Raw genomic sequence first — 9,121 nt, forward strand, 5'->3', positions numbered from 1 at the left:
TGTTTGAAGATTGGAATTTGGAATTTAAGTATTTGAAATTTGAAGTTTCTTAATTTAAAATGATCTTCTTATCTGTTCTTTTATCTCCATCCATAATAGTTAGAAAATAAACTCCCGAAGATGATCCTATTGGCAGTGTGATTTCTTTATTGAAATTATCTGCGTGCTCAAATGATTCTGAATAAATAGTTTTTCCTAAAACATCGCGAACGTATATCTGTGCACCGCCTTTTGACTGACTTTTGAATTGTACTGTAAAAGTTCCTTTATTTGGATTAGGATATGGTATCACTTCTTCTGTAACCGGAGTATCAACTCCCAAAGTAAAGGTTTGACTGCATATATTTAATGACGCTGTATTTATTGTTCCAAAACTTCCCACAACGGCATCACGAACTCTCAGCGTCCAGTTTCCTTCTGGGTCTTCTCCATTAAATACACTTAATGCATCTGCCGGAATAACAATTTGACTTGTGGTTGTTGAACATTGCAAGTTTGTTCCTGAATCATCAAATTGCAATGCCAGTGTAGAATTTGTACTCGCACATGCTTTATCGAATAATCGCACAACAGTTCCTTTTGGGCTTACGATTTGAATTTCAAGATCTGAAAATCTGGCATGAGTAACATTTACCGAAACATTTACATCAGAAACTGTTCCTGTTGAGGCCGGAACTGAAACATTGCGAGTTGTAAATGAAGTTCCGTATGGAATGGCAAAAGAACTTCCGAAACTATAATCGTTACAACTTGTAGTTGATGTGTAACCTATTGCAAATGCTTTTGTATTTAAAGCATAATAAATATTTGCCGTTGGCTCAATTAAAATCCTGCAGTTTGTTGCTGCTTCGATACCTTCAGGAACTAATACCGTTTCTGATCCGTCATTGGGTGTAGCCGTTGCCAAAACAGTTGGAAAAGTCAATCCTCCATCTGTAGATAATTTGATATTTACTGTTGATGAACCTTGAAGTGTATTGGTATTATTAACGCTCCATGTAATATTTTGATATGCTCCTTGCTGCCAGCTCAAATTATCAGTATTTTGAGATGTTATTGCAAAAGGTCCTGCCGACGGTGTTACGGTTACTACCATTCCATCCGTATTTGTTTGTGCAATGCCTAAAGCACCGTTATTTCTTCCCGTTAAGGTAAAATTTAATGTTCTGGCAATTGAAGAAACAGATTCCCAAGTTGTTGACAGTCTATTTTGAAGTACAGAACTGAAACTTGGCATATAACGAACCGGAGAACTTCCCGGAGCTATTGATCGAAACAATGGTCCGTTTGCTTTTGTTGCATAAGCAATACTGTTTGCTCCTGAAGTGTTTGTCGCACTGTCATTTTCTTCCCATGTATACGTTATATTCTCGGCACCAGAACCAGATCCTGTTAGAACAAACGCTGTACTAATTGGAATTGTAAAATCAGCACCCGCATTAATTACCGGCGGATTGTTAGCAATACTTGTACTTACAGGACAGCTTTTACCTGCAAGATTATTTTGTATTTGAAGAATACTGGCATATGCAAAATAATCATCTGAATTATCCTGAATATCATAATCATCTGTTACTCCAGCATATCCCATAATGGTAGAACCGCTTCCAGGCTCAACACTTACTCCTGTTCCTTCAATATCATAAGAAAATGTATGGTTGGCTCCCAATTGATGTCCGATTTCGTGAACCACAAAATCAACATCAAAAGTATCTCCTTCTGGTTTTGCGTTTGATGGCGAAGTATAACCACTTCCCTTTCCTATAACATCAGATGGTGTTGGACTTTGGCAGACACAACCAATACAGGCCGCATTACCGCCTCCGCCCGAAGCGCCAAACAAATGTCCAATATCATAATTTGCATCTCCAATTACGTTATTTAAGGTGCTTTGAACTTCTTTACTCCAAAAATCATTGCCGTCTGTATCTGTAGAAGTTCCTTTGCTTGCATTAGAATAAGGATCTGTAGAAGCATCTGTATAAATTACAGCATCTGTATTGGCAATTAAAATTAACTGTAATGCTAAATCTCTGTTTAAAATTCCGTTTACTCGGGTTAATGTAGCATTCATTCCTGCTAAAGCACCCGTTTTTGTACCTCCAAAATAGGCAGTATATTCTCCTGTACAGGACAATGCTAAACGCATGGTTTTAAAAACTTTGTCGTTTGAAGTTGTTTTTGCTGTTTTTGAAGTACTGGCATTTTGCAAAACCAAATCGGCAGTTTTACAGGATAATTTAGCTTTTGAAAATTCACTTTTAGAAGAAAACAAAACATATTCTGTTTTATTATCTGGGTTCTCTTCTATAAATTCTGTCGCTTTATCAGCACGAAAAACCATTGTTTGCAAACCTTTTGGTGAAAAACTGAAATGTATTACAGCCGATTTATCATCTACACCATTTCCTGTATACGATCTTATTTCAGGATATTTTGCCTGAAGTTCAGGATCAAAATTAGAAGATTCCCAAACCTGAAATCTTTCGAGTGTTCCATCTGAATTAGGTATTGTAATTTCTGACTTGTTACTTTTTGAGTTTTTAGCCGTTGATGCAGAAAGCTTTGCTTTAAAAAAATCTGTATTTAGTTTATAATACAATTTCTCAGAATCGGTGCTGTTGTTCTGCTTTTTTAAAGTTGAAGCAGAACCAGATCGCTGCCATAAATCATCACTTTGGGCATGAAGTTCTACACAACAAAATATAAACATTAAAAAAAGTAGTTGTTTTTTCATACTTACAGAGGCTTTTATATACATCAAAATTAGTTGATTTAAATCAAATTCTTACATGTAAACGACAATTAACGTTTTTTAGTCGACGAATTAAATATTTTTTCGACAAAAGAAAGAGAATCTTCTTAAAAAATCAATTCGTCGAAGCACAAAATTTAAAATAGATAGTATAAATTTGCAGCATCTTAAATAATTTGTTTTGAAGCTCTTTCATTCTATAAACGATTTCCGTTCGACCAAGAAAACAATTTTAACTCTTGGAACTTTTGACGGCGTACATATTGGTCATAAAAAAATTCTGGAAAGAATTACTGAAAATACCGAAAGTGGAAAGTATGAAAGTTTAGTGCTTACTTTTTTCCCGCATCCAAGAATGGTCCTGCAGGAAAAATCAGAAATAAAGCTTTTAAACACAATTTCTGAAAAAACAAAACTTTTAGAAGCTACAGGAATTGAAAATCTGGTTATTCATCCTTTTGACGAAAGCTTTTCAAGATTAACTGCCGAAGAGTTTGTTCATTCAATTTTAGTAGATCAGTTTCATATTCAAAAAATAATTATTGGTCATGACCATCGTTTTGGCAGAAACAGAACCGCTAATATTGATAATTTAATTGCTTTTGGAATTGATTATGGTTTTGAAGTAGAACAAATTTCTGCAGAAGAAATTCAGGATGTTTCTGTAAGTTCTACCAAAATTAGAAAAGCACTTAATGAAGGAAATATGGTTTTGGCCAATGAATATCTTGGCTATGATTATTTTTTAACCGGCGAAATTGTAAAAGGAAAACAATTAGGAAGAACTATTGGTTTTCCAACTGCTAATATTCAAATCGAAGAAGAATACAAACTAATTCCAAAAAATGGTGTTTACGTTGTTCGTACTTTAATCAACGAAAAAGAAGTTTTTGGAATGATGAATATTGGTTTTAACCCTACTGTAAATGGTCAGAAACAAACTATTGAAGTAAACCTTTTTGATTTTGATGCCGATATTTACGGAAAAAAAATTGAAGTCTCATTATTGCAATATCTTCGCGAAGAGCAAAAATTTGGCTCTATTGATTTATTAAAAGCGCAGTTAAATCAGGACAAACAGAATGCTTTGGCATTTGTGAGCAAACTTTAAAGGTTTCAAAAAAACACTTTTACTTCTTTTTAGAACATCGTAGTTATTTTTTTAGTAAATTTGATATAGAACTCTGTTTTTCAAATATTTACTATTAACTTCTTTAAAAATAACCACTATGAAATTACCTAAAGAAATAACAAACGGTTTTTTAATATTCCTCGGAATTGGGATTTATTTTTTATTGATGAACCTATTAGGTTTAGCAGATTTATTCTACCTGCGTACTCTTAACGTATTTTTTATATTTTACGGTGTAAACAGGACCATGCAGATGAATCTTCACGAAGGGGAAACAAGTTTTGTATCTAACGCCGTCTCTGCTATGGCAACTTCTGTTGTTGGAGTAGCTATGAGCGTTTTTGGATTATTAGTTTACAGCTATGCCCGAGGCGGTGATGCTTACGTCGAAACATTATCAAAAACGTTTATGTTTGGAGGAAATCCTTCAGTGCCAACTTATTGCATCTGTCTGCTTTTTGAGGGACTTGCATCTTCGGTAATTGTTACTTTAATGATGATGTTGTATTGGAACAACAAATACGCTGCCGATTAATTAATTTGAAATAAAACAACTATATTAAGCGTTCTAAAATCATATAATTATAAATTTTTATGATTTTAGAACGCTTATTTTATGAAATTATTTAACAAATATTCATTTACAACACTCTGTGTCGTTGGTTCGAAAATTTAATTACATTTGAAGCTTCAAAAACAATGTATCCATGAGCATTACTACAAAACACAATTGGACAAAAGACGAAATAATCGCAATTTATAACAAGCCTTTGATGGATTTGCTTTATGAAGCAGCAACAATTCATAGACAACAACATGATCCAAACGTGGTTCAGGTATCTACTCTGCTTTCTATAAAAACCGGCGGATGTCCGGAAGACTGCGGCTATTGCCCGCAGGCTGCAAGGTACAATACTGGCGTAGAAGGAAATGATCTAATGAGCGTAAGTCAGGTAAAAGCTCAGGCTTTACGAGCTAAATCTAACGGATCTTCGCGCGTATGTATGGGAGCAGCCTGGAGAAATGTAAAAGATGGTGAAGAATTTGATCAGGTTCTGGAAATGGTGCGTACGATAAACAAACTTGATATGGAGGTTTGCTGTACTTTAGGAATGCTTACCGAAAATCAGGCGCAGCGTTTAGCCGAAGCTGGCTTATATGCATACAACCATAATTTAGATACTTCTGAAGAATATTATAAGGATGTAATTTCGACACGTGGTTTTGAAGACCGTTTACAAACTATCGAAAATGTTCGCAAAACAAATGTAACAGTTTGCAGCGGCGGTATTATTGGAATGGGAGAAAGCATCGAAGACAGAGCCGGAATGCTTGTTGCGCTTTCAACCTTAAATCCGCAGCCAGAATCTGTTCCAATTAATGCATTAGTTGCCGTTGAAGGAACACCAATGGAAGAAGAAAAACCAGTAGAAATCTGGGAGATGATTCGCATGGTTGCCACTACCCGAATTGTAATGCCGGAAACTCAGGTTCGTTTATCTGCCGGAAGAACGAATATGTCCCGCGAAGGTCAAGCCATGTGCTTTTTTGCAGGAGCTAATTCAATATTTGCCGGTGATAAATTACTTACTACTCCAAATCCTGATGTTAACGAAGACATGAAAATGTTTGAGACTCTAGGAATGGTGGCTCAGAAACCATTTATTAAAATAATGCAGCCAAAAACAGTTGAAGCAATTGATTCTCAATTTACTACATTAGGAGAAAAACCAAAATGGTCAAGACCGGGACATACAATTGAAAGAAACGTTGAAGCTTCGATTAAATCAAAAATTTAATTTATAGAGCTCAAAAATCTCGATAAATATTTTTAAATTGCTTATGACACAGAGTTATAAGCAATTTTTTTATATATAAAAATGAAGTTAAAAGAAATAGAAAGGGTTAAAAAGATCTCTAAAGATGATTTTGTTTCCCAATATGTGAAAAAACAAATTCCAGTAGTTGTTGAAGAACTAACCGAAGACTGGCCGGCTTATGAGAAATGGAAACTATCTTACATAAATAAAATCGCCGGTGATATTACAGTTCCTTTGTATGATGACAGACCCGTAAATCATGAAGAGGGTTTTAACGAAGCTCATACGAAAATGAAAATGAGTGACTATATCAATTTATTAGAATCAAAACCAACCAATTATCGCATTTTTCTTTATAATTTAATGAAAGAAGTACCGGTGCTGAAAAATGACTTTTTATGGCCGGATATTGGTTTGAAATTAGTAAAGCAATTGCCTATGCTTTTTTTTGGCGGACAAAACGCCAAAGTTTTTATGCATTTTGATATTGACTATTCTAATATTCTGCATTTTCATTTTCATGGAGAAAAGCAATGCATGATATTCCCGCCGGATCAATCAAAGTATATGTATAAAGTACCTCATGCTTTGATTTCAAGAGAAGACATCGATTTTGATAATCCTGATTATGATAAATTTCCGGCTCTTGAAAATGCTGAAGGTTATATCACTAATCTAAAACACGGAGAAATGCTGTATATGCCTGAAGGATACTGGCATTATATGAAATATTTAACTCCGGGGTTTTCTATGAGTCTGCGTGCTTTTCCTAAAAGTATTACTAATTTATCTAAAGCCGCTTACAATGTATTAATCATGCGCCATTTCGATATCATGATGCGAAAGTTTAAAGGCCAAAAATGGATTGATTACAAAAACGAAAAAGCGATTCAGAATACGAATCTAAATCTTCGAAAGAGCGCTTAAACAAAATCCTTATCTAAAAAAAACGAGCTGCAGTGTTAAATTGCAGCTCGTTTTTTATTGAATATCATTTAATTAAAAAATAATTTTCTTGGTTATCATATTTCCATTTTCTAAAGTTACTTTTACTATTAAAACCTGATTTCCTGATTGAAAATTTGAAATCTGCAATTCTGTGTTTTCTACTTTTTTATTGTTGTAAAGCAGTTTTCCTGAAACATCAAAAATTGAAACTTCCCTCATTATGTTGGTTGAAGAATTTAATTGTATTGTTTTATCTTTTACAGAAGCATAGAAACCATTATTTTGTCCTTCAAAATCATCTGTTCCTAAAGTTGTATTAGCATATTTTAAAACAAATCTTTCTGGAAACTTTCCAATAGCTGTAGTAAATTTGTAATTACTAGTCTGCAGATTATGAATCTTATTAGCTACCTTATCTTCAAGATAGATTTCCTGATTGCTTAAAACACCATCTGTTCTGTCAATCGATATTGAAAATTCTCCCTGAATAGTAGATTCATAGCCAAGCGGAATAACATCTGAATTATTAAAAGGTAGTGCACGTCCTTGAATAGATAAATTTTGACCTTCATTTATACTGTAAAAATCCAGATAACGATTACCATTAAAAGAAAGTGCATCGTAATTTTGATCCCATGAATTAGTAGCTCCCTCAATATATCCAATTAATAATTGTTTAAAAGCCCCTTCTGTATTCGTTAAATTTAGCCAGACTCTATGTCTTTCTAAATTAATTTTTGCGGTATTATTAGTTTTATAAAACTGGCTGTTATTACCGGGAACCCTCATATTATTATTAAAAACAACTGGAGAAGTAGTTTTAGATTTTGCAAAGAAAGCCTGACCTGCGGCTATATAACCTAAAGGAGCAGTCTGATTTCCCGGACTTGTAGCACCTGTTCCAGTACCTGTACTTCCTGTCATATTATAAGTAGCATAATCTGAAGAGTTATATTTGTATTTACCACTTCCATCACCTGCCGGCGCTGTATTGTGAGTCCAAAAATATAAAGTCCCATATAAATTTGCAGTGTTATCAAGTATAAATTGATCTGCATATACTGCTGAAGGATATGGATTTCCAATTAAATGAAATCTCTCTGCAGTGACTAAAGGAACTGAAATTGGACCATTGTTAGGAACTCCAACAAATGAAACGAGTTGGGTCGCTGGTGTTACGATATCGAAATCCTGTGGCCCTCTAATACTGTATCCCTGACCAGGCATCATTTCAACATTTCCTCCAAAATGAATCACCCAGCTTGCATTAGGATTATAGCTCGTATATTTATCTGCTAAAGTATTTGGAGACAAATCATGCATTGTAAAAGGAATTGGTGCTCTAACTACTGGTGATGACCAATACGTATAATCGTATCTTCTTGTTGTTGTATTTCTTTTGTAAATAATATTTCCTGTATTGACAGCATTAGTAGTCTGTAATAAGCTTGAATTATTTTCAAAAGTCAATGTTCCTCCATTATTAGTAACGGCATTTGTTATTGTTAATGTATGATTAGAATTTACAGTAACATTTACACCCGGATCGACCATACAAGAACAACCGCTTAAGTTACCCGTTGTTGAATAATTTCCAGAAAATCTAATTGCATCTGTCAATACAGGTTCACTACCTTTTGACCAGGTAGTTCCATTCCAGGTATTAGTAACCGGAGCCAGAATTTCTATTGCTGCAGTAGGATTTGAAGGGCAGAGTGAATTTTCATGAATTGTAAAAGTATAGGTTCCCGGCGCTAGGTTAGTAATCGTAAAGTTAGGTCCTGAACCTGTATAGGTTTGCGACACTGTTCCGTTACTTTGTGTAATTGTCCAGCTAGCCGGATCCAACAATCCATTTAAGGTTATACTTCCAGTTGGATTAACACAAGTTGGCTGAATTATTGTTCCTGTAGTAGGAGTTGCTGGTTTTGGAATTACTGTAATTACTGCCGAACCACCTGTAAATCCAGAATTTCGAATACAACTGTTTGCTCCCGTAACGGAAACTAAAGTATATGTAGTCGTTCCTGTAACCGGAGTAGTAAACGGTGTAAAAGCTGTACCGCTTACAACACCCGTTGCTGTTCTGTTTGTTCCGCCGTTTTCTGTATACACTACAGTATAAGGACCAGTTCCTGCACTTGCCGTGAAAGTTAACTGACCGGCACCTGATCCGCATAATGGACTGACTGCACTTAAAGTTCCCTGTGGTAAAGGATTCACTGTGATCGTTGCTGATCCGCCTGTAAAACCTGTATTCCTAACACAGCTATTTGCTCCCGTAACAGAAACTAAAGCATATGTAGTCGTTCCTGTAACCGGAGTGGTAAACGGTGTAAAAGATGTACCGCTCACAACTCCCGTTGCTGTCCTGTTTGTTCCGCCGTTTTCTGTATATACAACAGTATAAGGACCAGTTCCTGCACTTGCGGTGAAAGTCAACTGACCCGCACCTGATCCGCATAA

At 35.1% G+C, this 9,121-nt stretch carries 6 protein-coding genes; 4 read left to right on the forward strand and 2 right to left on the reverse strand.

From position 1 onward, the window contains the following. Positions 1-49: 49 nt before the first annotated feature. Positions 50-2,737, reverse strand: a complete 2,688-nt coding sequence (locus ABD859_RS04430; RefSeq protein ID WP_345140800.1) for a zinc-dependent metalloprotease — start codon at positions 2,735-2,737, stop codon at positions 50-52. 199 nt (positions 2,738-2,936) lie between these two features. On the opposite strand from ABD859_RS04430, the gene ABD859_RS04435 reads away from it, so the two are divergent. From ABD859_RS04435 to ABD859_RS04450, 4 genes are all read left to right on the forward strand, one after another. After that, positions 2,937-3,866: a bifunctional riboflavin kinase/FAD synthetase gene (locus ABD859_RS04435; RefSeq protein WP_345140803.1), complete on the forward strand. Its 930-nt coding sequence runs from the start codon at positions 2,937-2,939 to the stop codon at positions 3,864-3,866. Between the two features lie 118 nt (positions 3,867-3,984). Next, a complete protein-coding gene (locus ABD859_RS04440) occupies positions 3,985-4,422 on the forward strand; it encodes a hypothetical protein (RefSeq protein ID WP_345140805.1) in 438 nt (145 codons plus the stop codon). A gap of 172 nt (positions 4,423-4,594) precedes the next feature. Further along, positions 4,595-5,686 (forward strand): biotin synthase BioB, encoded by a 1,092-nt coding sequence (bioB, locus tag ABD859_RS04445; RefSeq protein ID WP_345140807.1) that lies wholly within the window; start codon positions 4,595-4,597, stop codon positions 5,684-5,686. Between the two features lie 81 nt (positions 5,687-5,767). After that, a complete protein-coding gene (locus tag ABD859_RS04450; protein WP_345140810.1) occupies positions 5,768-6,634 on the forward strand; it encodes a cupin-like domain-containing protein in 867 nt (288 codons plus the stop codon). A 72-nt stretch (positions 6,635-6,706) separates the two neighbouring features. Here ABD859_RS04450 and ABD859_RS04455 read toward each other — a convergent pair. Next, positions 6,707-9,121 (reverse strand): T9SS sorting signal type C domain-containing protein (locus tag ABD859_RS04455; RefSeq protein WP_345140813.1); only part of this gene is annotated, 2,415 nt, incomplete at its 5' end.

Source organism: Flavobacterium ginsengiterrae (assembly GCF_039539785.1).
GTDB classification, from domain to species: Bacteria; Bacteroidota; Bacteroidia; order Flavobacteriales; family Flavobacteriaceae; genus Flavobacterium; species Flavobacterium ginsengiterrae.

Excerpts from the sequence above, each read along its gene's own strand:
- ABD859_RS04430 (WP_345140800.1), bottom strand. The coding sequence starts at position 2,737 with ATGAAAAAACAACTACTTTTTTTAATGTTTATATTTTGTTGTGTAGAA.
- bioB (WP_345140807.1), top strand. The coding sequence starts at position 4,595 with ATGAGCATTACTACAAAACACAATTGGACAAAAGACGAAATAATCGCA.
- ABD859_RS04450 (WP_345140810.1), top strand. The coding sequence starts at position 5,768 with ATGAAGTTAAAAGAAATAGAAAGGGTTAAAAAGATCTCTAAAGATGAT.
- ABD859_RS04440 (WP_345140805.1), top strand. The coding sequence starts at position 3,985 with ATGAAATTACCTAAAGAAATAACAAACGGTTTTTTAATATTCCTCGGA.